Source organism: Actinomadura sp. 1N219 (assembly GCF_044326405.1).
Classification (GTDB): domain Bacteria; phylum Actinomycetota; class Actinomycetes; order Streptosporangiales; family Streptosporangiaceae; genus Spirillospora.
Genome location: NZ_JBIRAY010000028.1, coordinates 1 through 25199, shown reverse-complemented (window position 1 = coordinate 25199; position 25199 = coordinate 1). Strand labels below are relative to the sequence as shown.

The 25199-nt window shown below is 71.0% G+C and carries 23 protein-coding genes; 9 read left to right on the top strand and 14 right to left on the bottom strand.

Features of this window, described 5'->3' with window-relative positions:
- Positions 1-163: 163 nt before the first annotated feature.
- The 5 genes from ACH35V_RS41255 (at position 164) to ACH35V_RS41235 (ending at position 7276) form a co-directional block, all read left to right on the top strand.
- Positions 164-838, top strand: a complete 675-nt coding sequence (locus ACH35V_RS41255; protein WP_395980343.1) for an SDR family NAD(P)-dependent oxidoreductase — start codon at positions 164-166, stop codon at positions 836-838.
- A gap of 170 nt (positions 839-1008) precedes the next feature.
- Positions 1009-2352 (top strand): MFS transporter, encoded by a 1344-nt coding sequence (locus ACH35V_RS41250; protein WP_395980374.1) that lies wholly within the window; start codon positions 1009-1011, stop codon positions 2350-2352.
- The gene (locus tag ACH35V_RS41245; RefSeq protein ID WP_395980342.1) at positions 2349-3368 is read left to right on the top strand and encodes an S-adenosylmethionine:tRNA ribosyltransferase-isomerase; all 1020 of its coding nucleotides are present in this window, start codon (positions 2349-2351) and stop codon (positions 3366-3368) included. Before ACH35V_RS41250 ends, ACH35V_RS41245 begins: the two co-directional genes overlap by 4 nt.
- Before the next feature lie 73 nt (positions 3369-3441).
- Positions 3442-4644: a phosphoserine phosphatase SerB gene (gene serB, locus ACH35V_RS41240; protein WP_395980341.1), complete on the top strand. Its 1203-nt coding sequence runs from the start codon at positions 3442-3444 to the stop codon at positions 4642-4644.
- Positions 4645-5026: 382 nt separating this feature from the next.
- Entirely contained in the window at positions 5027-7276 is a 2250-nt protein-coding gene (locus ACH35V_RS41235; protein ID WP_395980340.1) for an FUSC family protein, read from the top strand.
- 53 nt (positions 7277-7329) lie between these two features.
- On the opposite strand, the gene ACH35V_RS41230 is transcribed toward ACH35V_RS41235, so the two are convergent.
- On the bottom strand, positions 7330-7797 hold the full coding sequence (locus tag ACH35V_RS41230) for a SixA phosphatase family protein (RefSeq protein WP_395980339.1): 468 nt from the start codon (positions 7795-7797) through the stop codon (positions 7330-7332).
- Positions 7798-8104: 307 nt separating this feature from the next.
- Between ACH35V_RS41230 and ACH35V_RS41225 the strand changes: the two genes are divergently transcribed.
- Positions 8105-8242 (top strand): hypothetical protein, encoded by a 138-nt coding sequence (locus ACH35V_RS41225; RefSeq protein WP_395980338.1) that lies wholly within the window; start codon positions 8105-8107, stop codon positions 8240-8242.
- 61 nt (positions 8243-8303) lie between these two features.
- Here the strand turns inward: ACH35V_RS41225 and ACH35V_RS41220 are convergent, their stop codons facing one another.
- The 3 genes from ACH35V_RS41220 to ACH35V_RS41210 form a co-directional block, all read right to left on the bottom strand.
- Positions 8304-10763, bottom strand: a complete 2460-nt coding sequence (locus ACH35V_RS41220) for a sodium-translocating pyrophosphatase (protein WP_395980337.1) — start codon at positions 10761-10763, stop codon at positions 8304-8306.
- Between the two features lie 532 nt (positions 10764-11295).
- A complete protein-coding gene (locus ACH35V_RS41215) occupies positions 11296-11736 on the bottom strand; it encodes an ATP-binding protein (RefSeq protein WP_395980336.1) in 441 nt (146 codons plus the stop codon).
- A gap of 16 nt (positions 11737-11752) precedes the next feature.
- Positions 11753-12106, bottom strand: a complete 354-nt coding sequence (locus tag ACH35V_RS41210; RefSeq protein ID WP_026402937.1) for an STAS domain-containing protein — start codon at positions 12104-12106, stop codon at positions 11753-11755.
- A 250-nt stretch (positions 12107-12356) separates the two neighbouring features.
- On the opposite strand from ACH35V_RS41210, the gene ACH35V_RS41205 reads away from it, so the two are divergent.
- Positions 12357-14699 (top strand): DEAD/DEAH box helicase, encoded by a 2343-nt coding sequence (locus ACH35V_RS41205; RefSeq protein ID WP_395980335.1) that lies wholly within the window; start codon positions 12357-12359, stop codon positions 14697-14699.
- A 232-nt stretch (positions 14700-14931) separates the two neighbouring features.
- Here the strand turns inward: ACH35V_RS41205 and ACH35V_RS41200 are convergent, their stop codons facing one another.
- Positions 14932-15519 carry a TetR/AcrR family transcriptional regulator gene (locus ACH35V_RS41200; RefSeq protein ID WP_395980334.1) on the bottom strand — a complete coding sequence of 196 codons (588 nt, stop codon included), beginning with the start codon at positions 15517-15519 and terminating at the stop codon, positions 14932-14934.
- 75 nt (positions 15520-15594) lie between these two features.
- On the opposite strand from ACH35V_RS41200, the gene ACH35V_RS41195 reads away from it, so the two are divergent.
- Positions 15595-16011: a VOC family protein gene (locus ACH35V_RS41195; protein WP_395980333.1), complete on the top strand. Its 417-nt coding sequence runs from the start codon at positions 15595-15597 to the stop codon at positions 16009-16011.
- 22 nt (positions 16012-16033) lie between these two features.
- Here the strand turns inward: ACH35V_RS41195 and ACH35V_RS41190 are convergent, their stop codons facing one another.
- The 9 genes from ACH35V_RS41190 to ssd all read right to left on the bottom strand — a co-directional run bounded on the left by ACH35V_RS41190 (position 16034) and on the right by ssd (position 24533).
- Positions 16034-16399 carry a hypothetical protein gene (locus tag ACH35V_RS41190; RefSeq protein WP_395980332.1) on the bottom strand — a complete coding sequence of 122 codons (366 nt, stop codon included), beginning with the start codon at positions 16397-16399 and terminating at the stop codon, positions 16034-16036.
- A 997-nt stretch (positions 16400-17396) separates the two neighbouring features.
- A complete protein-coding gene (locus tag ACH35V_RS41185) occupies positions 17397-18695 on the bottom strand; it encodes a hypothetical protein (protein WP_395980331.1) in 1299 nt (432 codons plus the stop codon).
- A 206-nt stretch (positions 18696-18901) separates the two neighbouring features.
- Positions 18902-19252: an Rv3654c family TadE-like protein gene (locus ACH35V_RS41180; RefSeq protein ID WP_395980373.1), complete on the bottom strand. Its 351-nt coding sequence runs from the start codon at positions 19250-19252 to the stop codon at positions 18902-18904.
- 693 nt (positions 19253-19945) lie between these two features.
- Positions 19946-20290 carry a TadE family type IV pilus minor pilin gene (locus tag ACH35V_RS41175; RefSeq protein WP_395980330.1) on the bottom strand — a complete coding sequence of 115 codons (345 nt, stop codon included), beginning with the start codon at positions 20288-20290 and terminating at the stop codon, positions 19946-19948.
- A gap of 11 nt (positions 20291-20301) precedes the next feature.
- Complete coding sequence (locus ACH35V_RS41170; RefSeq protein WP_395980372.1) at positions 20302-20481, bottom strand: DUF4244 domain-containing protein; 180 nt, start codon at positions 20479-20481, stop codon at positions 20302-20304.
- A gap of 105 nt (positions 20482-20586) precedes the next feature.
- Positions 20587-21111: a type II secretion system F family protein gene (locus ACH35V_RS41165; protein WP_395980329.1), complete on the bottom strand. Its 525-nt coding sequence runs from the start codon at positions 21109-21111 to the stop codon at positions 20587-20589.
- 499 nt (positions 21112-21610) lie between these two features.
- Positions 21611-22306, bottom strand: a complete 696-nt coding sequence (locus ACH35V_RS41160; protein ID WP_395980328.1) for a type II secretion system F family protein — start codon at positions 22304-22306, stop codon at positions 21611-21613.
- Positions 22303-23454 carry a TadA family conjugal transfer-associated ATPase gene (locus ACH35V_RS41155; RefSeq protein ID WP_395980327.1) on the bottom strand — a complete coding sequence of 384 codons (1152 nt, stop codon included), beginning with the start codon at positions 23452-23454 and terminating at the stop codon, positions 22303-22305. The genes ACH35V_RS41160 and ACH35V_RS41155 overlap by 4 nt, the downstream gene beginning before the upstream one ends.
- A complete protein-coding gene (gene ssd, locus ACH35V_RS41150; protein WP_395980326.1) occupies positions 23451-24533 on the bottom strand; it encodes a septum site-determining protein Ssd in 1083 nt (360 codons plus the stop codon). The genes ACH35V_RS41155 and ssd overlap by 4 nt, the downstream gene beginning before the upstream one ends.
- 501 nt (positions 24534-25034) lie before the next feature.
- On the opposite strand from ssd, the gene ACH35V_RS41145 reads away from it, so the two are divergent.
- Positions 25035-25199, top strand: a 165-nt coding sequence (locus tag ACH35V_RS41145) for a PIN domain-containing protein (RefSeq protein ID WP_395980371.1), incomplete at its 3' end; no start/stop codon positions are given.

Genomic DNA, 25199 nt, shown 5'->3' with positions numbered 1-25199 from the left:
AGACCGTACTCGCTGCGCGGGACTTCTCGAATCAGCCCGGGGGACGACGTCTCCGCCCGTGCCGCCCGGGGGTCCGGGACGGCGGTCCTAGGACCATCTGACCACCGTCCTGCGGGCCCGACGGCCGATGCCCCGAACGGCGCTGGTTCCTAGCGTCGAGAGCATGAAGACAGCACTGATCACCGGGGCCTCCCGGGGGCTCGGCCGGGCACTCGCCCGCGAACTCGCCCGGGACGGCTGGCACCTCGTCATCGACGCCCGCGACGCGACCGCGCTGGCAGCCGCGGCCGACGACATCGGCGGGAGCGTCGCCGCCATCGCCGGGGACGTCACCGACCCGGCGCACCGCGCGGACCTCGTCCGGGCCGTGGACGGCGGGCTCGACCTGCTCGTCAACAACGCGAGCACCCTGGGCCCGACGCCCATGTACCGGCTCGCCGCCCTGCCCGTCACCGATCTGGCGGACACGTTCGCGACGAACGTGCTGGCGCCGCTGGCGTTGATCCAGGACGTCCTGCCGAGCCTGCGGGAACGGCGCGGCGCGATCCTCAACATCACCTCGGACGCGGCCGTGGAGGACTACGAGACCTGGGGCGGCTACGGGTCGTCCAAGGCGGCGCTGGAGCAGCTCTCGAACGTCCTGGCCGCCGAGGAGCCGGAGGTGGCCGTCTGGTGGACGGACCCAGGCGAGATGAACACCGAGATGCTCCGCGCCGCAGGCGAGGACGCCGACTCCGCCCCACCACCGGAAGAGGCCGCCGCCGCACTCCACCACCTAGTGACCACCCGACTCCCCAGCGGCCGCTACCGCGCCTCAGACCTGGCGGGTGCACGATGACCACCGCCCTGAACCCCGACCAGACGGAGCCCTCGGGCCGGACGGACGCCGAATCGACGCCAAAGCAGGCGGGACCCGCCCCAGCCCTTGAGAAGGCGCCGCCCGACCAGCCGCCGCCCGACCAGCGGACCCTCGACCAGGCGACGCTTGACCAGGCGGGGGTTGGGCGGGTGGGGGGTTTGGCGGGCGGTGCGCGGGGGGTGCTTGGTGTTGGGTTTCGGGGGACGACGTTTGGGATTGTCACGGTCGTCACGCTGCTGGCGTTCGAGAGCATGGCCGTTGGGACCGTGATGCCGGTGGTGGCGGGTGATCTGGACGGTCTGGCGCTGTACGCGTGGGGGTTCAGCGCCACGCTGATCATGAGCCTGCTGTCGACGGTGCTGGCGGGTGGGTGGATCGACCGGTCCGGGCCCGTCCGGCCGTTCATGATCGGGCTCGGGACGTTCGTCGCCGGGCTGGTGATCGCGGGGGCGGCGCCGTCCATGTGGGTGTTCGTCGCCGGGCGTGCCGTGCAGGGGCTCGGGACGGGTGTCTCGCTGGTCGCGATGTACGTCGTGATCGCCCGCGTCTATCCGGAGGAGCTGCGCTCCCGGGTGTTCGCGGCGCTGTCGGCGGCATGGGTGCTCCCGTCGCTGATCGGTCCGGCGATCGGCGGGCTCGTCGCCGAGCACGTCGACTGGCGGTGGGTGTTCCTCGGGCTGGTTCCGCTGGTGATCCCTCCGACGTTGCTGCTGGTGCCCGCGCTGCGCGGCATCAAGTCCGTGGACGCCGCGCCGCCGGTCGACAAGGGCCGCTATCTGGCCGCCGTCGTTGTGGCGGCCGGGGCGGGTGGCCTTCTGTACGGCCTTGACCGGCCGGGCTGGACGATGGCGCTCACCGCCGTCGCCGGGCTCGCGGGCCTCGCGTTCGGGCTGCCGAGGCTGCTGCCCGCCGGGACGCTCCGGCTCCGCCGCGGGCTGCCGAGCGTCATCCTCGTCCGGGGCCTGCTGTCCGGCGCGTTCTTCGGCACCGACGTGTTCATCCCGCTGGCGCTGACCCGGCTGCACGACTTCAGCGCGACGCAGGCGGGGATCGTCCTGACGGTCGGGGCGCTCGGCTGGTCGGCGGCGTCCCAGATCCAGGGCAGGTCGAAGCGGCCCCGCGAGTTCTACGCGCTGCTCGGCGCCGTGCTCGTCGCCGCCGGGATCGCCGCCGCGGCCGTCGCCTTGCAGGTCAACGGCTGGCTGGCCGTGCCCGCGTGGATCCTCGGCGGCGCCGGGATGGGCTTCGCCATCGGCAGCCTCTCCGTCCTGCTCCTCGACCTGTCGCCCGAGGACGAGCAGGGCGTCAATTCGTCCTCGCTGCAGATCAGCGACACCCTCGGCTCGTCCCTCGTGGTCGGGGTCGCGGGCGCGCTGGTCGCCGGCTTCGGCGCGGACAGGCTCGACACGGGCCTCGCCGTCGCCGGGGCGCTGTTCGCCGCGATCGCCGCGATCGGCGTGATCGCCGCTCTCCGGCTGGAGGTCAGGAAATGACCGTCGAATTCACCCTCCCCACCGCCCTGGAGGCCCACGAGCCGCCCGAGGCGCGCGGCCGGACCCGCGACGGCGTCCGGCTCCTCGTCTCGCGCCGCGCCGCCGGCGAGGTCTCCCATCACGAGTTCCGCGATCTGCCCGCACTGCTCACCCCCGGGGATCTGCTGGTCGTCAACACGTCGGCCACGCTGCCCGCCGCCGTCCGGCTCGACAGGATCAGTGTCCACTTCTCGACGCCGGTTCCGGGCGCGGACGAGCACCTGTGGATAACCGAGCTTCGCCGTCTCACCGGGAAGTCCAGCCACCCCTACACGGGCGGCTCCCCCGGCGAATGGATCCCGCTGCCCGGCGGGGCCACCCTCACGCTCGTCGGACGGCACACAGACCGGCTCTGGCAAGCGCGATTGAGCACTGACGTCATTCCCTACCTGCGGCGACACGGGGTGCCCATCCGGTACGGGTACGTCCGCCAAGACTGGCCGACCGCCTCGTATCAGACGGTCTTCGCCAGCGACAGGTCAACGGGCAGTGCGGAAATGCCTAGCGCGGGCCGTCCGTTCACGCCTGAACTGGTGACGCGGCTGGTGTCGCATGGCGTGTTGATGGCACCAATCACCCTGCACACAGGGGTCGCGTCACCCGAGGCGCACGAACCGCCGTACGCCGAGCGGTACGAGGTCCCCGAGCCGACGGCCGCGCTGGTCGAGCACGTCCGCTCCCGCGGCGGACGCGTGATCGCTGTAGGGACGACCGCCGTCCGCGCGCTGGAGACGTCCGTGGACGCCTCTGGACACGTCCAGCCGTCCAAGGGATGGACGGAGCACATCGTGACGCCCGAACGCGGCGTCCAGGCCGTGGACGGCCTCATCACCGGCCTGCACGAGCCCAAGTCGTCCCACCTGATGATGCTCACCGCCATCGCCGGAAGCGAGCTGCTCACCGCCACCTACGAGGCCGCCCTGGCCGAACGCTACCTCTGGCACGAGTTCGGTGACTCGAACCTGATATTGCCCTGAGGGCTACCTGAGCGCTACGGGTGGGGTCGGGCGCACGGGGCGCAATTCTCGGCCGGTACCGTTGTGAGCAGTTATGGACGGGTCAGCGCAGCGCACGCTGCTCATCACGCTCACTGGACGCGACCGCCCCGGAGTGACGTCGCGCCTCTTCACCACACTCACCGAGTTCCCGCTCACCGTCGCCGACGTGGAGCAGGTCGTGATCAGGGGCAGGCTCGTCCTCGGCGTCCTGCTCGCCTACTCCGAGGGCGCCGACATCGGCCGCGTCTGGAACGCCGCCGAGCGCGTCGCGAACGACCTCGACATGGAGATCGAGCTCTCCACCGGCCGCAACAAGCGGACGCCGAGGCGCAGCGGACGGCTGCACGTCACCGTCCTCGGCGCCCCGCTGAAGCCCGCCGCGATGGCCGGGATCTCGGGCCGGATCTCCGCGCACGGCGCCAACATCGACCGCATCGAGCGGCTCGCGCACACGCCCGTCACCTGCATCGAGATGGACGTGTCCGGAGCCGACCCCGACTCCCTGCGCGCCGGGCTCGCCGCCGAGGCCGCGCAGCAGCAGGTGGACGTCGCCGTCCAGCAGAGCGGCCTGCACCGCCGCGCCAAGCGCCTCATCGTCATGGACGTCGACTCCACCCTCATCCAGGGCGAGGTCATCGAGCTGCTCGCCGAGCACGCCGGCTGCCTGGACGAGGTCGCCAAGGTCACCAAGGCCGCCATGCGCGGCGAGCTCGACTTCGAGGGCTCCCTCCGCGAGCGGGTCGCGCTGCTCGCCGGGCTGGACGCGTCCGCGCTGGAGGACGTCCGGGACAAGCTCCAGCTCGCCGCCGGCGCCCGGACGATGGTCCGCACGCTGAAGCGCCTCGACTACAAGTTCGCCATCGTCAGCGGCGGCTTCACCCAGGTCACCGACAAGCTCGTGGACGATCTCGGCATCGACTACTCCGCCGCCAACACCCTGGAGATCGACAAGGGCAAGATCACCGGCCGGATCGACGGCCCGGTGATCGACCGCGCCGGCAAGGCCGCCGCCCTCGAACGCTTCGCCCGCGAGGCCCGCATCCCGATCAGCCAGACCGTCGCGATCGGCGACGGGGCCAACGATCTCGACATGCTCCAGGCCGCCGGACTCGGCATCGCCTACAACGCCAAGCCCGTCGTCCGCGAGGCCGCCGACACCGCGGTCAACGTGCCGTACCTCGACACGATCCTCTTCCTCCTCGGCATCTCCCACGAGGAAGTGGAAGCCGCCGACGCCGCCGACACGGTCACCTGACCTTCGCCCAACGGGCTGCTGGACAGGACGGGCGCGACGGCCCTTCTTCGGTGTCCGGCCGCCGTCGTCCCGCCGAACGGTTCCGGCTGGGAGGGCACCGCCGAGAAGGCGTCCTCGCCCTCGACTCCTGAGAGCATCCCGCTCCGGACGAATGATCACCCGGTGCTGAATCGGGGTACGAGTGATCGCGACGGGCCCGTGCCGATCCGGTCGCCCGGGCCCGGCGTGACGGCGCGACACGGGCATGGAGACCAGCGCGACCGGACGCTGAGCCCCGGCGCGACACGGGCGTGGAGACCGGCGCGTCCGGACGCGGAGGCCCGGCGTGCACGGCGCGAGGCGCGAGACGGCGCGAGACGGCGCGAGACGGCGCGGAGGTCCGGTGCTGGAGCGGCTGCGGGGGGCCTACGCCCAGGTGGGCGGGACGGCGGCGCCCATGTACGGGCTCGCCGCCGCGCTGGCCATGGCCGTGCCGCTGTTCGTCGGTTCGCTGACCGGGCACGGCGCGCAGGGGGCGATGATCGCGCTGGGCGCGTACCTGGTCGCGCTCCGCACGCCGGAGGGCCCGTACGGGGCGCGTGCGCGGGACCTCGTGGTCGGGGTCCTGGTGGTGACGGTCGGGTCCACGGTGGGCGGGCTGCTGGCCGGGCACACCTGGCCGTCGGTGATCGTCGTGCCGCCGCTGATCGCGCTCGGCGTCGCCGTCCCGCGGATCGGGCCGACGGCGGGGCTGGCGGTGCTGCTCAGCGCGGTCCGGCCGCCGTCCGCCGACGTCGTCGCGATCGGGATCCTGGAGCTGATCGGCGGGCTGCTCACCGCCGGTCTGCTGCTGGCGCCCTGGCCCGCGCGGCGGCTGCGTCCGCTGAGGGCGGCCTTGAGCGAAGCGGCCGACGCGGTCGCGGAGGCACTGGACGCGGTCGCGGAGGACGTCGGAACCCCCGACAGCAGCCCCCTCGACGACGTCGACCTCACGAACCCCGACCTGCTCGCCGTCACCCGCATCCCGGACTGGGAGGTCAAGCGGCGCGCCGCGTCCGAGGCGCTCTCCGCCGCCCGCACCACCTACGGCCTGTACCGGTCAGGACGCGGGAACAGCGACCCCACCCGCCCCGAGCGGCTGATCGACGCGCTCGGACGCGTCCTGCACGAGACGGTGACGCTCCAGGCCGTCCTGGAGGCCGCGAAGAACTACCCGCCGGACCGCGAGTGGCGGCTGGAGACGCAGACGGCGATCTCGGCGCTCGCGGCGCGGCTGCGGCTGCTGTCCGGCGCGGTCGCGAGCGCGGGCGAGGCGCCGCTCGGGCGGGAGGAGTCCGCGGCCGTCCGGCGGATGGGACGGGCCGCGGAGCACATCAGGCGCGCCGGACTCGCCGGCGACGAGGACCTCATCGCGGTCTCGCTGATCGGGCAGGTGCGCCGGTCGATCGAGCGCATCGCGGGCGAGGTCGCGTCCACGCGCCGGATCGTCGCGGGCGGCCTGCGGTTCGGGTTCGGCGCGCCGAGGATGCCGGAGACGCTCGACCCGCTGCCGGTGTGGGCCCGCGTGCGCCGCGCCGTCCGCACCCGCTCGCCGATGTTCCGGCAGGTGGCGCGCGTCTTCGTGACGGCCGTCGCGTCGATGGCGCTGACCGCCGCGCTGGGCCTCTCGCACGGGCACTGGCTGACGATCACCGCGATGCTGAGCCTGCGCGCCACCTACGGCGAGACGGTCGAGCACGTCGTCCAGCGCGTCGGCGGCACCGCGGCCGGGTCAGTCATCGCGGCCGTGATCCTGACGATCGCGCCCGACGAGCCCGCCGTCGCGGTGATCATCTTCTGCTTCGCGCTGGCCGGCTTCGCGATGCGCGCGGTGAACTACACGTACTGGGCGCTGTTCGGGACGCCGCTGGCGATGATGCTCCTGGACTTCTCCACACCCGCCGACTGGCTCACCGCGGGCGAGCGGATCGTGCTGACCTTCGCCGGGACGCTCATGACGTACCTCGCCGTCCGGCTGCTGTGGCCCGCCGGGCACCTCGAACGGCTGCCCGTCCAGCTCGGGCGGCAGCTCGGCGCGCTCGCCCGGCTCGTCCGGACGACGGCGGACGTCCTCGCCGGGGAGATCGTCCGGCTCCCGGACGAGACGATCGCCGCGGCGGGACGGGCGGCGGAGGCCGTCGACCAGACCCGGACCCGGCTCGGCCACGAACGGCTCCCCGACACCGACCTGATCGCCGAGCTCGGCGACGCCGTCGACGCCGCGCACCGCACCCGCGACCACCTCATCGCCGTCGCGCGGCTGTCCCGCGAGGAGGCCGTGGACACCGGCCCGACCCCCGAGATCCTCGACCGCCTCGCGGACGAGCTCGAAGAGGCCGCGGAGCAGCTGGAGGACCCGGAAAACCTCGACCCGAAGGCCGCCATGCCCGCCGAGGAGCTCAGCGAGGAACTGGCCGACCTCGACTCCCACCTGTCCGCGCTCACCCGCCGCCGCCGCGCCGAGATCAAGTCGGGCGCCACCGGGGACGACTTCACCCCCGTCCAGCACGCCCTCTTCCAGGTCTCCGGAACCCGCTACACGATCAGAGCCCTACGCCGCGACACGGGAAAGGTCGTCGAATCCTCCCTGGCCGCCGCCCAACCCCGCCCCTAGCACGTCGTCGGACGTCGGGGATTCGGCGTACCTGACGGCGTGCGCGGTGAGCGTCAGTCCTTTGGGGTGTGGACGGTGCGGAGCGTTCCCAGGCCGGGTCGGGCGTCCGTCCATGCGCCCGGCAGGTCGATCACGGCGAGGGCGCAGGTCGGGAAGGCGTCCGGCGCCTCCCCGGCCAGATCGTGGACGAGCTGGTGCACGGACGGGTTGTGCCCGACCAACAGGACGCGTCCGGCGTCGTCCGACGACCGGCCGACGAGATCGAGGAGCGCGTCCGGGTCGTTGTCATAGATGCCGGACTCGAAGCTCACCTCGGCGTCGACGTCCAGCAGCGCGAGCGTCTCCCGCGTCCGCGCGGCCGTCGAGCACAGCACCAGATCGGGGACCAGGTCGTTCGCCCGCAACCACTCACCGGTCGCCGCGGCGTCGCGCCGCCCCCGGTCGTTGAGGGTGCGGTCGATGTCGGGAATCCCCAACCCCGCGACGGCCTTGGCATGACGGAGCACGATGAGCGTCGGCATTATTTGATTGTATTTCTCTCCTCCTTCGGGCCCTGGGGGCCCTCCATCGTCGAGAAATACGGTGCGATCGCTGGCATCGCTTCGGCTCGCCTGGCGGCTCGCTGCGCGATCAGGTTCTTGCTTCGCTCGAACCTGCCTTCGGACGCGATCGCGACGGGTTTGGTCGTTGCGTGGTTGCGGTGGTGGTTGCTGTTGTCGCTCAACGCGATGCGTTGTCACGGGTGCGCAGTCACGGGTGCGCAGTCACGGGTGCGCACGGGCCGCCATACGCTGTACCTCGACGCGTAAGGCGTCCACGGACTAAAGCATGAAAGCGGGAGGCGTTGTGACGAGCGGCGGCGGGAAGTCGACGATGTCGGGGCCCAAGGGCTTCGCGCTCATGCTCGGCGCGATGCTCGCCATCATCCTCGCCATCTGGGGGCTGGCCGCCCTCGTCGCCCCCTAGCCGCCCAGGCAAACCGAAAGGGCCGGTGGCAGCGCGCCACCGGCCCCTTTGGTCGGACGGGTCAGGCCTTGTTGGCGGACGATTCCTCGCTGCCCGACTCGGCCGGGGCGCCGCTGGAGTCGGCGCCGACGGCCGCCTCCTCCGGAGCGCCCTCCTCGATGGCGCCGCCCTCGGCCTCACCGCTCTCCGTGGCGGACGGCGCGGGTGCGCCCCCCGCGACGGCCGGCTCGGCGATCGGGTCGGCGCGCCGCTTGGAGATCACGACGGCGGCCACCACGACGGCCACGGAGAACGCGGTCACGGCGACGCGCAGGACGGTGTTGCCCGCGTACGTCACGACCGCGGGCGCGATCAGCAGCGCGACCAGGTTCATCACCTTGATCAGCGGGTTGATGGCGGGGCCCGCGGTGTCCTTGAACGGGTCGCCGACCGTGTCGCCGATGATGGTGGCCTCGTGCGCCGGGCTGCCCTTGCCGCCGAGGTGGCCCTCCTCGACGAGCTTCTTGGCGTTGTCCCAGGCGCCGCCGGAGTTGGCGAGGAACACCGCCATCAGGACGCCGGCCGCGATCGCACCGCCCAGGTACGCGCCGAGCGGCGCGTAGCCGAGCGCGAAGCCGACCGCGATCGGGGTCATGATGGCCAGCAGCCCGGGGGTGGCGAGCTCGCGCTGCGCGTCCCTGGTGCAGATGTCCACGACCCGGTCGTAGTCGGGCTTCTCGGTGTAGTCCATGATCCCGGGCTTGGTGCGGAACTGCTCGCGCACCTCGACCACGACGCGTCCGGCCGCGCGGCCGACCGCCGAGATCGCCAGGCCGGAGAACATGAACACGACCGCGGCGCCGATGATCAGCCCGATCAGCACGTTCGGGTTGTCGATCGACAGGCTGAACGCGCTGAAGTCGCCGAGCGCGTCCCTGGCGTCGTCGGACGCGTCGTTCAGCGCGGTGATCACCGTCGTCCGGAAGGATCCGAACAGCGCGGTCGCGGCGAGGACCGCCGTCGCGATCGCGATGCCCTTGGTGATCGCCTTGGTGGTGTTGCCGACGGCGTCCAGCCGCTCCAGGATGGACGCGGCCTCGCCCTGGACGTCCCCGGACATCTCGGCGATGCCCTGGGCGTTGTCGGAGACGGGACCGAAGGTGTCCATCGAGACGATCACGCCGACCGTGGTCAGCAGCCCGGTGCCGGCCATCGCCACCGCGAACAGCGCGACGGTGGTGTTGCCGAAGCCCAGCAGGAACGCCCCGTACACGGCGCCGCCGATGACGAGCGCGGTGTAGACGGCGGACTCCAGTCCGAGCGAGATGCCCGACAGGATGACGGTCGCCGGGCCCGTCCGGGCGCTGTTGGTGACCTCCTGGACGGGCTTGCGGTTCGTCTCGGTGAAGTACCCGGTGAGCAGCTGGATCGCGCTGGCCAGCACGATGCCGATGATGACGGCGCCGAGCGCCACGATGCGCGGATCGGCGTCCAGGCCCCTGATCTCGGGGTCGGTGACGCCGGTCAGGTCGGCGAACGACGACGGCAGGTACGCGAACGCGGCGATCGCGACGAGGACCGCCGAGATCGCCGCGGAGATGAAGAAGCCCCGGTTGATCGCGGTCATGCCGGAACGGTCGCCGTCGCGGGGCGCCACGGCGAAGATCCCGATCACCGCGGTGATGACGCCGATCATCGGGACGATCAGCGGGAACACCAGGCCCTCGGTGCCGAACGCCGCGGTGCCGAGGATCAGCGCCGCGACCAGCATCACGGCGTACGACTCGAACAGGTCGGCGGCCATGCCGGCGCAGTCGCCGACGTTGTCGCCCACGTTGTCGGCGATGGTCGCCGCGTTGCGCGGGTCGTCCTCCGGGATGCCCTTCTCGAGCTTGCCGACCAGGTCGGCGCCGACGTCGGCGGCCTTGGTGAAGATGCCGCCGCCGACTCGCATGAACATGGCGAGCAGCGCGGCGCCGAAGCCGAAGCCCTCCAGGACCTTCGGCGCGTCGCCCTGGTAGGCGAGGACGACGACGGCCGCGCCGAACAGCCCGAGGCCGACGGTGAACATGCCGGCGACGCCGCCGGTGCGGAACGCGATCCGCATCGCCGTCTTCTCGCCGTCCTTCTCCCGGGCGGCGGCGGCGACGCGGACGTTGCCGCGGACCGCCAGCCACATGCCGGTGAAGCCGGTCACGGCGGAGAACAGCGCGCCGATGACGAAGAAGACCGAGCGTCCGATCCGCTCGCCGTTCGAGTCGGCGGGGAGCAACAGCAGGACGAGCGGGATCAGGACGACGAACACCGCGACCGTTCGGAACTGGCGTTTCAGGTAGGCGCTCGCACCTTCCTGAACGGCTCGCGCGATCTCCTGCATCTTGTCGGTGCCCTGGCCCGCGGCCAGGACATCGCGCACGAGACCTGCGGCGACGGCCAGTGCCAACAGTGCGATCACAGCGACGACGACGACCAGTGAGAGGTCGCCGCCGCCGAGATCCACTTCTGCGCTGGCCGGGCTTGACAGGGAAAGCCCAGCAGACATCCGTCCTCCTCGACAGGGGTTTTGCGATCTCGACCGTCCGGTCAAAGACGATCTTTACCGCGTTACCCCGCGAGTCATGATTTCGAACGCCTCGCACGGCAGCGCGGGTCCCGGGAGTCTACGCAGGCGGCAGTCGAATGTTAAGGCCGCACGGCCCTTCAAGAGGATGTCGCCGAATTGCAACAGACGATACGCCGGAATTTGCCGTATAAGCCGCCGCGCACGGCATCTCCGCAGGTCAGCAGGGGTTAGCCCGCTATTACCCCGCGGCCACATCCACTCGTGCGCACCACTGCGGACGCATCGGCGAACCCGCCGATGCCCTATTCAAGCTAGGCATTAACACGGAATATGTCCAGACCCAAATCGGACGAACCTAGATCAACTAGCCGAGATTCTCACAACTCACGCCCCACGGGCCCCACCGGCAACCGCCCCCGACCCCGTCCCCAGGACGGCGAAGGCCCGTCCGCGGGACGGCGAAGGCCCCGCCGGGAGGGCGGGGCCTTCGGTCGTCTTGCGGGCGGGCGCGTCAGATGGTCGCCTCGGCTTCGGCCGGCCAGCTCATCCGTATTTGGACCCCCTTGGGCGTCGCGGCGATCTCCACGTCATCGGCGAGGCCGGCGATGACGGCCAGTCCCAGCTCGGCGGTGCCCTCGCCCAGGCCGTACTCGAAGTCCGCGGCGTCGGGGGGCGTCGGGAGGCCGCCTGTCGCGTCGTCACCGGGGACGGTGTCGCTGACGGTCACCTCGAAGCGGCGGTCGGCGCCGCTCAACTCGAGGCGGACGGGCTCGTCCGGGCAGTGCCGGCGGTGCGCCTCCACGGCCCGCGAGCACGCCTCGCCGACCGCGAGCCTGACCTCGTCCAGCAGCGGTTCAGCGACGCCGCTGCGGCGGGCCACGGCCGTCACGATCAGCCGGGCGGTGCGGACGTGGACGGGCAGCGCACTGAAGGACAGTTCAACGGTCGCCATCTCAGCTACAGGCCGCCTACTTGGCGCCCTTGCGCTTCTCCTCGGCATCGGCGATCGAGTCGTGGATGCCGAACACCTTGGTCAGCCCCGTGATCCGGAAGATCTTGAGGATGCGCTCCTGGGTGCACACCAGTTCCAGCGACCCGTCGTGGGCGCGCACCCGCTTGAGCCCGCCGACGAGGACGCCCAGCCCGGTGGAGTCGAGGAACTCCACCTTCTCCATGTCCACGAGCAGGTGGAACTTCCCCTTGTTGACCAGGTCGATGAGCTTCTCGCGAAGCTTCGGCGCCGTGTAGACGTCGATCTCGCCCTCCACGTTGATGACGGTGAGGCCATCGTCGGTGGTGTAGTCGTTCACCTTCAGGTCCACAGATCCTCCAGCGCGCCGTGCAGCACTATCCGATCTCGATTTTCCCAGCCCCCGGGAGGCGGCCGTCCGTCGAGACTTCGCCGTGATTCAACCACGCTCCGGCGTCGTGCACGCACGTAATCGCCCACACGGACGAAAGTTCGCGCCGTCCCGTTGACCTGCTGATCTCATGGCCAGGGCAGGGGGAACGGGCCCCACCGGCGCCGGGGCGTTCCCGTTGTTTTGCCCCGGCTGGCAAACTGAAAACCTGATGGGCGTCCAAAGATCCTCACCCCCGCTCGACCGGCTTCTCGCCGACCCCACGCGACGCGAACGCATCACCCATGTGGAGAACGTTCCCGCACGTCAGGGCCGTCGCGCCGAATGGCCGGACTGGTCACCGCCGCTGCTGCTCGAAAGGCTGGGCGCGGCCGGCATCGAGGCCCCCTGGGAACACCAGGCCGCCGCGGCCGAACACGCCCGCGCGGGCCGTTCTGTGATCATCGCCACAGGGACCGCGTCCGGGAAATCGCTGGCCTACCTGCTGCCTTCCGTCGAGGCCATCTATTCCGGAGCGGAGAATCCCCGGCACGAGGGGACGATTCTCTACCTGTCGCCGACGAAGGCGCTCGCCGCCGATCAGCTCCGGGCGCTCCGCGGGCTGCACCTCACGCGGGTGCGGGCGGCGACGTACAACGGCGACACGCCACAGGACGAACGCACCTGGATCCGGCAGCACGCGAATTACGTCCTGACCAATCCGGATATGTTGCATCGGTCGATCCTGCCGAGCCATTCCCGCTGGTCATCGTTCCTGCGCCGGCTCCGGTACGTCGTCGTCGACGAGGCCCACGGATACCGAGGAGTCTTCGGATCGCACGTCGCGCACGTCCTGCGCCGGTTGCGCCGGCTGTGCGCCCGCTACCACGCCGACCCGACGTTCATCCTCGCGTCCGCCACCACGTCCGAGCCCGCCGCGACCGCGTCCCGCCTCACCGGCCTGGACATCGTCGCCGTCGACGACGACGCCTCACCGCGCGGCCCTGCGACGTTCGCGCTCTGGGAACCGCCCCTGACGGAACTGCGCGGAGAACACGGCGCACCCATCCGCCGCACCGCCACCGCTGAGGCAGGCGACCTTCTGGCCGACCTCGTCGTAGAAGGCGTTCAGACGCTCGCGTTCGTCCGTTCCAGGCGCGGCGCAGAGTCGGTGGCACTCAGCGCCAAGCGCGCTCTGCACGAAGTCTCTCCCGCCTTGGCCGACCAAGTCGCCGCCTACCGCGCCGGCTACCTCCCCGAGGAACGACGCGCTTTGGAAGCCGCATTGCGCTCCCGCTCCCTCATCGGCTTGGCGAGCACGAACGCGCTAGAACTCGGCGTGGACGTCTCCGGACTCGACGCCGTCCTCGTCTGCGGCTGGCCCGGCACGCGCGCGTCCCTCTGGCAGCAGGCCGGACGCGCCGGACGTTCCGGGCAAGCGTCCCTTTCCGTCCTCGTGGCCCGGGACGATCCGCTCGACACCTTCCTCGTCCACCACCCGGAGGCGATCTTCGGGACGCCGGTCGAGGCGACCGTGCTCGACCCCGACAACCCGTACGTCCTTGAACCTCACCTTTGTGCGGCGGCGTCCGAGATGCCCCTCACGGAGGACGACCTCGCACTCTTCGGGCCGTCCACCACCGATCTGCTGCCCGACCTCGTCCGCCGCGGCCTCCTCCGCCGCCGCCCCGCCGGCTGGTACTGGACGCGCCGCGACAAGGCCGCCGGCCTCGCCGACATCCGAGGCGCGGGCGGCGACCCCATCCAGGTCGTCGAATCCGGAACCGGACGCCTGCTCGGCACCGTCGACGAAGCGTCCTCGCACACCACCGTCCACGACGGCGCCGTCTACATCCACCAGGGCGACTCGTTCATCGTCCAGACCCTCGACCTGGACGACTCCGTCGCACTAGTCGAATCCGCCGACCCCGACTACTCGACCACCGCCCGCGACGTCACCGACATCACCATCGTCGAACGGCTCCGCTCCCTCTCCTGGGGCGACGCCACCCTCTGCTTCGGCACGGTGGAGGTGACCCGCCAGGTCGTCGCCTACCAGATGCGCCGGCTGCAAACGGGCGAGATGCTCGGCGAGAAACCCCTCGACCTCCCACCCCGCACCCTCCGCACCCGCGCCGTCTGGTGGACGCTCTCCGACACCCAGATCTCCCGCCTGGACGACACCGACCTCGACCTCCCCGGCGCCGCCCACGCCGCCGAACACGCCGCCATCGGCCTGCTCCCCCTGTTCGCCACCTGCGACCGCTGGGACATCGGAGGCGTCTCCACGGCCGTCCACCCGGACACGGGCCTCCTCACCGTCTTCGTCTACGACGGCCACGAGGGCGGCGCAGGTTTCGCCGAACGCGGCTACGCCGACGCCCCCGCCTGGCTCCGCGCGACCCACGACGCGATCGCGTCCTGCGAATGCGACACCGGCTGCCCGTCCTGCATCCAGTCCCCAAAGTGCGGCAACGGCAACGACCCCTTGGACAAACAAGGCGCCCTAACCCTCCTGGACACCCTCCTATCCGAGGCCCCCAAACCCCCACCCGAACAGGACCACCCGTCCTGAGCGCGGGCACGCACTCACCACCGCGACAACTGACCATCGACCACACCGGGCCAACTCCACCCACGCGACAGCAGCCCCGGCCCCGGACAGTGCCGCGACCGCTGCGATTGGCACCGGACGAGACCGTTCAAGGAGTCGCCGCGCCCCCATCCAGGACCGGCGAACGCCGCCCGCCGCCCGCCGCCGGGGGCGTCGGCCTCGGCGCGGCTACCGGAAGACATGATCGGACGTCTTAGTCGACGCGGAGGGCATCGAGCATCGTTGCCAGGGGCGGCCAGACGTCGGCCAGCCCACCCTCGGGATCACCGGACGCCGCCAGCCATAGCGCCGCCTCGTTCATCGCGCCGGACAGCAGATGGGTCAACGGAGCGACCGGCTGGGGAGCGATCACCCCCTCCCTGATCAACTCATTGATCACGTCGGCGAGGTGGCTGGCCGAGCCGGACTCGTCCATCGCCCGCCACTCGTTCCAGCCCAGCACCGCCGGACCGTCGACGAGCATGATCCGCTGGACGTCCGGGGCCGTGCTGGCGGTGAGGAACGCCCGGCAGCCGGCCGTGAACCGCGCCCAGACGTCCTCCTCGGCGTCGGCGGTCTCCGCCACCATCCGCGACACCTCCTGCTGCACCTGCTCCAGGACCGCCCGAAACAGTTCGGCCTTGCTCTGGAACAAGTGGTACAGCGCACCTTTGGTGACTCCGGCCGCATCGACGATCTCCGAGAGGCTCACCTCGCCGTACCCCCGCGTGGCGAACAGGCGCCTGCTCTCGCGCAGCAGCGCTTCACGCGTCCGCTCCCGCTGCCGGGCTCTGACGTTCACGCTTCCTCCTTGACATACCAGCGGTATGTCAGGTTAGCCTGTTTGACATACCGACGGTATGCGAAAGGGGTAACCATGCGACTGACCAGCTTCTACCCGGTGATCTGCACCTCCCGGCTCCAGGAATCACACCGCTTCTACACCGAACTACTGGGCTTCGAGACGACATTCGAGGCCGACTGGTACGTGAGCCTGCGCCGCCCCGGGACGTCCCCCTACGAACTCGCCCTGCTCGACCACACCCACCCGACGCTGCCGGACGCCTACCGCACCCCCGTCCAGGGGCTCCTCTTGAACTTCGAGGTCGAGGACGTGGACGCCGAATGGGAACGGCTCGTCCTCCAGGGCGACCTGCACCCCGAACTTCAGCTACGCAGCGAGGATTTCGGGCAGCGCCACTTCATCATCACCGATCCCAACGGGGTCCTGATCGACGTCATCACGCCCATAGCCCCGACGGAGGCCTACGCGACCCAGTACGCGACCTCGTGACTTCGGCCCGACCGGCTCGCGGTCAGTTCGGAGCGACCCGCTGCGCGGGAATCGGATCGTCCATCCCGCGCCGCGCCTGGGCCAGCGCCTGCTGCAGCTTCCGCCGCTCCATCTCCAGCGTCTGCAGGGACTCCTCGTGCTCGTCCCGCAGGTCCCGCAGCTCCCGGCGCATGCCGAGCGCACGCTTGAGGCCCAGCGCCACGATCACCACGCCCGCCATGAACACGATCGCCACCACGGCGCCGGCCATGAACACGTGCCACTGATCGGTGATCCCCGGTATCTCGTCCCCGAACAGGGTCATCTGGGCGTCGCCCGAGTTGTCCAGCACGACCACGACGGCCACCGCGACGGCCGCGAGGATCACGATCAGCCCCAAGAAGATCATGCGGAGGGTCTCCTCTCCATCGGGCCCCTTCCCCGGACGGGACAGGACCGAAGTCTCGGACGACAGGCACGCATAGCCGGACGACCCAGGCGGCCCGACTGGCAAGGCAGCCTAGACCCTGCCCCAAACCCCTCGCCAGCCCCATTTGATCAACCCACGCCCTACCAACACCTTGGTCCCCACCCCAAAAAAAGCACCACCGCCCCTCACAAAGCCCGCACGACCCCACCCCAACACCAGCACCGCGCCATCCCGACCCAAACCATCCAAACCACCCGAACCACCTAGACCGTCCGGACCGCCTAGACCGTCCGGAACACTCAGACCAGCCAAACCGCCCGGACCACTCGGACCATCCGAGCCGCCCGAACCATCCAGACCGCCCGAGCCACCCGAACCATCCGGACCACCCACCACTCGGACCACCTGAGCCGCCCGTACCACCTATTCCGCCCTTACCGTCCGACAGGTACCACCACCCGCACGCACCGACACCCGGGGAAGTGGACGACCGGATGCGGATCGGCACATGCGGATGGCAATACAGTCCAGGCCGTCCGAGCCCAGGCCGTCCGAGCCAGGCCGCCCAACCTGTCCGAGCGCGGGCCTGCCCGGGGGGGTCCGAGCGCAGGCCGCCCAGGCCGTCCGAGCGCAGGCCGCCGGGCTGCCCAAGCGCGGGCCGCGCACTCGCCCGCGCGGGCCCGCCCAACCTGTCCGCGCGCAGGCCGCCAGGCTGTCCAAGCGCGGGCCGCTCAGTCGCCCGCATACGCCGGACGGTGCCGCATGACCGCTCCGGGCGATGCCATCACCTACGCGGACGTGGTCGTCGCGGTCGACATCCCGCCCCGACGCGCCCAGCATGATCACGCCACGGGCCTGCCGCAGGACCTCGAGCATCTCCATTCGAGGAAGAATGCGCCGGAACCCCTCCGCCCGCGCCGGGCACCGACGGGGCGCTCCAGGGAGCCGCCGGGCGATGCGCTCGGCAGGAAGGTGATTACTTGCGGCGGCGGCCGGGCTTGCGCTTGGTGATGGAGGGGGACTGGGCGATACGGACATTCACGCCCCCGCCGGAACGCCTACCAAGCGCCGCCGGACGACGCGTGGCCTTCGCCTTCTCCCCTGGTGTCGCCTTCTCCCCTGGTGAATCGATGGCCTTCGCATCGCCAGCGGACGGGACAGACTCACCCAACCCGTCCTTAGCCTTCTCGACAACGGCCAACACCGGAGCCGTCTTGGCGCGAGCCTCGGCACGTGCGATCTGCCGACGCGCCTGGCTGACCCGCTTTCGCCCGGTCCCGCTACGCGCGATGCGGGCCGCCATGCCGCTGTTGCTCGTCCCCGCCTGGGCGACGCGCAAGCGGCGCGTCCAAGTCCCGAGATGCGCGGCGGCGATCAGCAGGACCAGCGCGATGCCCACGCTCTTGCCCCACTGGAGCCGTTCGGTCGCTGCGACATTCTGAGTTCTCGGCGAGTCAGCAGCGATCTGTGGCGCGGGGTAGGCGAAGCCGGGCGTCGCGCCGTCCGGCTGGACGGACGGGAGGGTGACCGGCGACTCGTTGTTGAACGGCGTCAGCGGGGTTGCAGTCCCAGGCAAACCGCTCCCCGAGGGCAGGGACGGCGCAGCGCCCCCTGGCAGGGCAGCGGAACCGGCGGCCATGGCACTCGCGGTGGCGGTGCCCGAGTACAGCGACCCGCCCGAGCCGGTTGGACGCCGCGCCCGGACGCCCACGGACACCGGCCCACTCGACCGGGTCATCGAGAGGCTGGCAGAGCAGTTCGTCCCCTGACAAAGCGAGCCGACCGAACCGGACGTTGATTCGACGCCGGAGCCCGAGAGCGTGTAGCCGTTGAGGTCGTCCTCAAGACCGCGGTTCCACTTCACCACGAGCTTGCTGCCGGACACTCGCGCGGACACCCCGGTGGGCGCGGCCGGCGCGATACGCACTTGGAAGGTACTGTCGTCGTAGACGTGGCCGGTCTGCTTGCCCTTCAGGTAGACGGTGTAGCTGCCGTTTCGAGGGATCGGGAACGTCCCGGACAGGCTCCCCGCGAGAAACCGCTCCTGCAGGAACCTGTCGCCGATCCCGGGGCCCTTGACCCGCAGCTGCATCGTGAGCGCGAAATCGAAGCGAGCCTTGGCGGTCAGCTGCGAGCCACTCGTGACGACCGAGCCGTTCGCTGGGGCTGTGACGCCAGTCGAGGCGGCCTGCGCGGGCAAGGCTGCGAGTACCGGAACACCCATCGCAAGTGGCGCCGCTAGTGCGACTGCACCGATCCTGCGAGTGATGCTCACGGCCTCAATCCCTTCGACAACGTCCTGTTCGCCTCGCCCCGACTCGCGGGGCGCACCGTGCCGAGTGATAACTACGTGCTTACGGCACAGTAACGTACCACCCAGTAGCAAAAGTCACAGAGAGATGACAAAGAGGCTGGTGTTTCATCCTCCGCGCCCTATTGACATTCAGTGCAACGAGCCGCATCGCGCCAGGCTACGCCGTTTCACCCCACAGGGCCAGCCCGTGCACGTGACATCACCTCCAAGGCCCCGATCCCCATGGGAACCCTCACGTCCACCGTCACCGAGACCTCCACGACGTCTCCCTCCACCTGGCAGCGCGCCACCCGCGCCCCCGACTGAACCGCAATGCTCTCCGCCCTCCCGCACGCGCCTCCCCCGCCTTCCGCCACCCGAGCGGCCCCCGCCAACGCCGCCAGATCAGCCGCAGCATCCGCCCGATGCCGAGCACCCCGCACCCCGCCGACCGCAACGGCGGCAATCCCACCGACCCAAATAACGGCAGCAAAGGCCACCACCCAAAGCGTCCCCGCCCCTCGATCCGACCCCGTCACCCCCCTAGCCCGCAGACCCCTCACGAACTCCCTCCCTTCTCCCTGCCCTAGCTCGCTGCCCTAGCTCACAGACCCCACTCGCAGACCCCACTCGCAGACCTGGCTCCCGGACCTCGCTCCCGGGCCTCGCTCGCAGACCTCGCTCGCAGACCTCGCTCGCAGACCTCGCTCCCGGACTCGACTTACGGATCCCCCGCTGGCAACCCAACCCGCGTATCTAGCGAGCGATCCCAGCTGCCGGACCTTGCCGATGGGCGAGGTCTGTGGCCCCGCTGAAGGTCCTGTGGCTAGGACGTCTCCAACCAGGCCCACAGGGACGGCTCGAAACGGCCCCACCCGAACCGGTTTCGTATGTGACGTCCCGGAGCGGCCCCACCCCTGACCGGGAAGAACAAGATTCTGGTCGCTCCGGCCACGCAAGGCTCCCGGATCAGATGGGCCCGCAAACGGGGCCACTGACGACGTCTGGATGGGTCCAACTCGCAACGTCGCAGCCAGGTCCTGCCCGCCGGTCCGGCCGCGGGCTGGCTGGCGGGCCCCGGCTGGCTGGATCCCTGGCGGGGATGGCGTGAGCGATGGTGCGGTGGATGTTGTTGTTCGGACGGTCGAGTGTGGTGTTTGGGGGCGGGGTGCTGGTAGCGGCTGATCGATAGGTGCGGTTCGTCCGGTGTGGATTGTTGTCGGCGGGGTGAGTCAGGGGTCGTCGGGTGGGACGCCTGGTTCTGTGGCGGCGGTTGCGTGGGCGTGGACGGTCAGGGCGGGTAGGCCTGCGGCGGCGGGTGGCTTGACGGGTACGGAGACGTCCACGTGGACGGTGGCTTCGTCTCGGCTCACCTTGACTGTTGCTCCCTGCGGGACGGCCTTTGCCACGAGTTCGCGCACGGCTTTGAGAGACTCGCCTCTCGCTGCGGCGCGGGCACCGGTTCGAGCGGCGTCCGTGCAGGTGAGTTGGACGGAGGCGACCGTCAAGCCCCACAGCGCGATCGCGGTGATCAGGACCAGGGTGGGGAGTGCCACGGCGATCTCCGCCGTGGCCATCCCCCGGTCGTTCAGGCGGCCAGTTTGAGGGCCCTCTCGATGATCTGTAAGAGGAGGGACTTCACCTGGGAGCTGGTCACAATCTTGAACAGCACGGCGGCGAATGCCGCAGCGGCGATGGTGCCGACCGCGTATTCGGCGGTGGACATCCCTCGGTCTCCGCATGTACTGGACCATCGCCGCACCGCCATCTGTTTCGGCCGCATACGGGCCCCCTTCGTCGTTGTTCTCTCTCAAGGCTGCTGGGTCAGGGCGGTGGGTGACGGATGAACGGTGCCCTGTGGATAACCCGAGGTTCACTGCGGCAGGAGGATCGTGGAGGCGATCCCGGCGATAGCCGGGACGACGCCGAGCAGCATGAAGGCGGGCAGGAAGCACAAGCCCAAAGGGGCGAGTGCGTGGATGCCCGCCGCTCGGGCCCTAGCGGCGGCGGCCGTGCGCGCCACGCGCCGTTGGTCTCGTGCGAGGCGGCTCAGGGACGGGGCCAGCGCCGCGCCGGTGGACGAGGCACGGATGGCAGTGCGCGCCAAAGGAGCGAGCATCGGCTCTTTCGTGAGCGCCATCCAGGCGTCGGCCGGATCAGCCCCCAGCCGGATCTGGACTGAGACGGCTCCCAGTTCCTCCCCGAGCGGACCGCCCACCGCGTCCGCGACCGCGGCGACCGACTCGTGCCAGGGTGCGCCGCCGCGCAGGCAGGCGGCGAGAAGATCCACTGCGACGGGCAGGTCGGAGATGAGGCGCATCCGTCTGCGTCTGCGGTCCGCATTCCCGAGGCGGCCGAACGAGAACCAGACGACGACCGCAATCAGGATTCCGGTCACTGCGCCAAATGAACCGCCAAGCGCTACCGCGCTCAGGAATCCTGCTGTGCCTGCGGCCACGCGCCGAAGGGCGATCTCCCGGCGCTGGGATCCTCCCTCGCGGGGCTGGGATCCTCCCTCGCGGCGTTGGGGTCTCTCTGATCCTTGGCTGCGGCCGCTCTCTGGGCGCTGTGTGGTGAGCGGTTTTGGGTGAGTTGTGGGGGTTGGTTCCCCTTTTTGCCTGTTTGTGGGGCGGGGGACTTGGCGGTGTCCGTCGCGGACTGGCTGCCATGAGCTTTGAAGTGGGGGGTGCGGGTTTGTGGTGGGTTCGTCTGGGTGTTGGGGTGCTGTCGCCGGGATGCGGTTGGGGGCTCGGGGCCAAGGCGTCGGCGCGTGATCTCGGGGTGGCTCCGGGAACTGGTCCGCGAGTCTCTTTGTGGCCGGGCTCGTCCCTCTGGGGAGGAGGAAGGCTGACGCTGCCGCGCACAGCACGGCCATCAGGTCCGTCATGGTTCACCTTCTAGCGGAGAGTTTCGGCGGATCTGGCCAGGCGGCGGGTCCAGTAGAGGCCGGTCAGGTTGAGGGTCGCGCCTGTGATCAGGCAGGCCAGGCCCGGGAGCGTCCCGAAGAGGAAGGGCAGCGGGTGTGCGCCAAGTGCCGCGGCCATGGCCAGGCCGAGGAGGGGGAGGGCGGCGAGCAGGCGGGCTGTTGCGCGGGGGCCAGCGAGCTGGACGGACACGTCCTGGCGTTGCGACTCCTCGTCGCGCAGGGCGGTGGCGAGACCGTCCAGGACGGTGGCGAGCGTGCCGCCGCGTTCGGCGCCGACCCGCCAGCATGCTGCTAGCAGGCGAAGACCCTCGGCGCCTGGCCGGGACGCCAGTTCCCCCAGGTGGTCGGGAGGTGGACGAGGGAGGTTGAGGAGCTCCTCGGCGACCTGCGGATCCAGGACGGTGGTGGCCGCCGTGAATGCCTCGTCGGGGGTGCGACCCGCGGTGAGTTCGGCGGCCATGGCGTCGCAGAGTTCGATGACCGAGGTGCGTCGGCGGTGCGGAAGGGTCCGGCGGTCTCGTAAGGCAACTGCGCTGGCCTTGATGAGGCGGAACGGGCTGCTGGGCGGGCTGGCGAGGAGTCGGTCCAGGCGACGGGCGGCGGTGGACGGGGTCAAGAACGTCCAGACTGCGACGGCTGAGCAGAGGGCCGCGAGTATGGCGATCATGCGGCTGTCGCCAAGCGTTCGGCGAGCGAGTCGGCACCGGGGCCGGGGATGACCTCGCCGGAAGCGGTGAACGACACGGCGGGGACGACGCCGACCAGCCCATCGGACGCCCGGCGGACCAGGCAGATCTCCGCCACGCGTCGGCGGCCTCCGCCCGGGTCGCGGACCAGATGGACCACGACGTCCAGGGCTGCGGCCAGTTGGCTGTGGACGGCCTCCCGCGTCAGGCCCGCCGCGCACGCCAGCGCTTCGAGCCGGGCCGGCACGTCCGCGGCCGTGTTCGCGTGGAGGGTGCCGCAGCCTCCCTCGTGGCCCGTGTTCAGCGCTTGCAGGAGGACCACTACCTCCGAACTTCGGACCTCGCCGACCACAAGGCGGTCGGGGCGCATGCGGAGGGCTTGGCGGACCAGATCGTTCAAGGTCACGCCTCCTGCCCCTTCAACGTTGGGCGGGCGCGCCTCCAGCCGGACCACGTGAGGGTGGGACGGTTTGAGTTCGGCGGAGTCTTCTACCAGGACGAGCCGTTCGGCGGGATCGACCAACGACAGCAGGGCGCTCAGGACGGTTGTCTTGCCAGAACCCGTGCCGCCGGTGATCAAGTAGGCGGCGCGGGATCTGATCAAGGCGGCGAGTAGTTCGGCTCCCTCGGGTGGGACGGTGCGCGCCGCGGTCAGCTCGTCCAGTGTGAAGGCGCGGCGGCGCGGAAGACGCAGGGAGATGCACGTGCCGGTGGCTGCGATGGGTGGGAGGACGGCGTGCAGACGTACTCCGCCTGGGAGTCTGGCGTCGGCATACGGGGAGGCGTCGTCGAGGCGTCGGCCTGCGGCGGCGGTCAGGCGCTGGGCCAGGCGGCGGACGGACTGCTCGTCCGGGAAACGCAAGGCCGTGCGCACGAGGCCCGCGCCTGTGTCGACCCAGACCTCGTCCGGGCCGTTCACCAAAACGTCGGTGACGTCTGGGGAGCGCAGGAGCGGTTCCAGCGGCCCGGCGCCCACGAACTCGGCGCGTAACTCTTCGGCCAGCGTCAGTATCTCGCGGTCGCCGAGCAGGCGTTCCTCAGCGCGCAGTGCCGCCGCGACCCGGCCGGTCGTCGGTTCGCCGCCGGTGCCGGCCAGCCGGTCGCGGACGGCGTCGGAGAGGCTGGTCATGCGGCGGCCTCCTCCCGGTACGCGTACGGCTGGAGGGCGAGGTCGGCGAGGACGCCGGCGCAGAACTCCGCCAGCGGGCCTCGGCGGCAGGCCCGTTCGAGGCCGCCCTCGTCGACGGCGGCGGGGAGGCGGCGGTCGCGCTCGAAGGAGCCGGCGGACGGCAGGTCGAGCGCGTGGACGACCGCGTCGGCCGTCAGCCCGCCCGGCGCGGGGCCCTGGACGATGAGCCGCACGTCGCTGGAGTGGCGGCGGAGCGCGGCCGCGAGGCCGTCGGCGGCGACGGTCGCGCGGACCTCGGCCGGGACCAGCAGGAACGTCACGTCGGCGGAGCGCAGGGCCGCGCGGCCGAGATCGTCCGGGTAGCGGGGCACGTCCACGACGACCAGGTCGAAGCCGCGCACGGCCGCGTCGAACAGGGACCGGACCGCTTCGTCGGAGACGGGGACGGGCTCGCCGCGGCGCCACGACAGGACGGACAGGTCGCCGCACCGCGGCAGGGTCTCGCGCAGGGTGGCGGTGTTCAGGCGGCCTCTCCGTTCGGCGAGGTCGTGCCAGCGGACACCCTCGTGCTCCTCCAGCCCGAGCATGAGGTCGACGCCGCCGCCGAACGGGTCGGCGTCCACGAGCAGCGTGCGCAGCCCCTGGCCCGCCGCCGCGAGGCCGAGCGCGGTCGCGAGCACGCTGGCGCCCGCGCCGCCTCGGGAGCCGACGACGCAGAGGGTGGTGGCCCAGCCGCCCTCGGGTTCGCCGGCCGCGGCGAACGCGTTGATCAGCCAGTCTTCGTGGTCGGGCAGGGCGGCGACGTCCTGCGCGCCGACCTCGACTGCGAGGCGGTAGGCCTCGGGCGTGGCGCCGTCGCCGGTGACCAGGACAACGCCCTGCCTGCGCTGAAGGCCGGCGGACGCCACGTCCTCGGCCACGTCGGCGCCCACGAGGATGAGGGCCGGGAACGTCCAGGCGGCCCTCGCCTCGTCGGCGCCGTAGGCGACCTCGGCGTGGGCGTCGGCAGCGGCCGCGAGTCGGAGCAGGCCGTCGGCGAGGGCGGGGTCGCCCGTGACGATCAGTGCCACAAGATTCATCGGATGCCCCTTCAACGTTTCGGAGACTCCACCTTGCGGGCCGGGCGGGCGGCGATGAAGAACTTCCGCGAACTGTGGATAACTTCGCCCGGACGGACCGACGGCGACGCGATGGCGGGGCGGGGGCGGCGCGTACCGGTACCAAGGCCGCTCGCGATCCCGGCAGCGACGATCAGCGCATAGGCGGCCCCTGGCGGTGCGGCCGACGTTGGCGGGCGGTGCATACGACGCGATGGCCGGACGCCGCGATGGCGCCGGAGGCACCTGGCGGTCCGAGTGGCGCACGGTGGTGCCGGGCTGCGCGATGGGACGGGCGTTGTCGGCGGTTCGGGGCTTGATGGTACGAGAGGTGTCTGTGGCGCCAGTGGGGGCTTGGGTGGCTTGCGATTCCCGGCGGCGCTCGCGGCATCGGGAGCGCGAGGGGCGATGGCCGTGGCAGGGGCAGCGGCGCCCGGTGGTGCTCGTGGTGCGACGGTGCGTGGCTTGAGGGGTGCCAGTGGTTTGGCGGTGGGGGGGGGGGGGGGGGGGCCCCCCCCCCCCACGGAACGGGACCGGCGCACGTACGTCCTCGACACCAGCGTCCTGCTCGCCGACCCGGGGGCGCTGACCCGGTTCGCCGAGCACGAGGTCGTACTCCCCATCGTCGTGATCTCCGAGCTCGAGGCC

What these genes read in the sequence shown, in the direction of transcription:
- ACH35V_RS41175 (WP_395980330.1), bottom strand. Translation starts at nt 20,290, where the DNA reads ATGGCCACGGCGGAGATCGCCGTGGCACTCCCCACCCTGGTCCTGATC.
- ACH35V_RS41245 (WP_395980342.1), top strand. Translation starts at nt 2,349, where the DNA reads ATGACCGTCGAATTCACCCTCCCCACCGCCCTGGAGGCCCACGAGCCG.
- ACH35V_RS41205 (WP_395980335.1), top strand. Translation starts at nt 12,357, where the DNA reads ATGGGCGTCCAAAGATCCTCACCCCCGCTCGACCGGCTTCTCGCCGAC.
- ACH35V_RS41195 (WP_395980333.1), top strand. Translation starts at nt 15,595, where the DNA reads ATGCGACTGACCAGCTTCTACCCGGTGATCTGCACCTCCCGGCTCCAG.
- ssd (WP_395980326.1), bottom strand. Translation starts at nt 24,533, where the DNA reads ATGAATCTTGTGGCACTGATCGTCACGGGCGACCCCGCCCTCGCCGAC.
- ACH35V_RS41190 (WP_395980332.1), bottom strand. Translation starts at nt 16,399, where the DNA reads ATGATCTTCTTGGGGCTGATCGTGATCCTCGCGGCCGTCGCGGTGGCC.
- ACH35V_RS41170 (WP_395980372.1), bottom strand. Translation starts at nt 20,481, where the DNA reads ATGGCGGTGCGGCGATGGTCCAGTACATGCGGAGACCGAGGGATGTCC.
- serB (WP_395980341.1), top strand. Translation starts at nt 3,442, where the DNA reads ATGGACGGGTCAGCGCAGCGCACGCTGCTCATCACGCTCACTGGACGC.
- ACH35V_RS41215 (WP_395980336.1), bottom strand. Translation starts at nt 11,736, where the DNA reads ATGGCGACCGTTGAACTGTCCTTCAGTGCGCTGCCCGTCCACGTCCGC.
- ACH35V_RS41155 (WP_395980327.1), bottom strand. Translation starts at nt 23,454, where the DNA reads ATGACCAGCCTCTCCGACGCCGTCCGCGACCGGCTGGCCGGCACCGGC.
- ACH35V_RS41225 (WP_395980338.1), top strand. Translation starts at nt 8,105, where the DNA reads ATGAAAGCGGGAGGCGTTGTGACGAGCGGCGGCGGGAAGTCGACGATG.
- ACH35V_RS41220 (WP_395980337.1), bottom strand. Translation starts at nt 10,763, where the DNA reads ATGTCTGCTGGGCTTTCCCTGTCAAGCCCGGCCAGCGCAGAAGTGGAT.
- ACH35V_RS41160 (WP_395980328.1), bottom strand. Translation starts at nt 22,306, where the DNA reads ATGATCGCCATACTCGCGGCCCTCTGCTCAGCCGTCGCAGTCTGGACG.
- ACH35V_RS41230 (WP_395980339.1), bottom strand. Translation starts at nt 7,797, where the DNA reads ATGCCGACGCTCATCGTGCTCCGTCATGCCAAGGCCGTCGCGGGGTTG.
- ACH35V_RS41255 (WP_395980343.1), top strand. Translation starts at nt 164, where the DNA reads ATGAAGACAGCACTGATCACCGGGGCCTCCCGGGGGCTCGGCCGGGCA.